Raw genomic sequence first — 861 nt, 5'->3', positions numbered from 1 at the left:
ACCTATCTTTAGAAGTTAAAAGTAAAAAAATGGTGTAAACTCGAAATTATAGCTAACGAGTATGCATCATTTTTATTTGTTTATTGGTAAGATAATAATTTGTGATTGGTTGTTTTAATAGAGCTGAAAGCTTGGTGATGAAATCAGAAGAACGTGTCATGTTGATGTATCTTGAATCGTTGATCTGTACAACTTTAAACTCCTTGATAAAACTACATATATCACTTGTTGAGTATTCGTTATTTAGTATCTTGAATTGAAACAGTCGTATTAGTAGTACCGTAGTATAACATATAAGAAAATGTCCTTTTATACTATTCTCTTTTTGAAGATAGACAGGTCTTGCGTCTAATTCACTTTTCATAACTCTGAAAGATTCCTCAATCCTCCATAAATTATGATATGCTTCATATATCTGTTGATCTTCCATTTTGTATTCGGAAGTGATTAGAAGATTAAAGCCTGCTAGTTTTCTATCCATATCTATCTTTTCTTCATTTAGTACTGTATGGGCTTTTTTACCATCTCTATCCACAAAATTTACATATCTCGCACTTTCCCCATACTCTTCTTTCTTTGCTTCTGATGCTCGTAATCTTTGCGCTCTTTCAATCATTTTGTCGATTTCCATTAACTTTTTTCGTTGTAGCTTTGGGGAAAATGTACAAACACGTTTTTCTTTTACTGTCTTTGAATGTTTGATTCCATTTTCGTCTTTATATTCATATGTGTAGTTATCGATACATGATTTGTATCGATATATTATATTTCCTTTGCTGTCTAAAACATCATGAAAATCATTTTCAAGGAGTACCCATGTCTTTTCTTTATCAACTAGCTGTTTGACCGATTTTGAGAATA

1 protein-coding gene is annotated in these 861 nt (G+C 31.0%); it reads right to left on the bottom strand.

The window, feature by feature from the left end:
- Positions 1 to 52 precede the first annotated feature (52 nt).
- Positions 53 to 861 (bottom strand): IS1634 family transposase (locus ACESSZ_RS16470; RefSeq protein WP_227151460.1); only part of this gene is annotated, 809 nt, incomplete at its 5' end.

This window comes from Eubacterium sp. 3_1_31, assembly GCF_964249515.1.
In the GTDB taxonomy this organism is placed as follows: Bacteria; Bacillota_I; Bacilli_A; order Erysipelotrichales; family Erysipelotrichaceae; genus Longicatena; species Longicatena caecimuris.
Note: the sequence above shows the minus strand (reverse complement) of the source record. Positions and strands in the feature narration are given on the sequence as shown.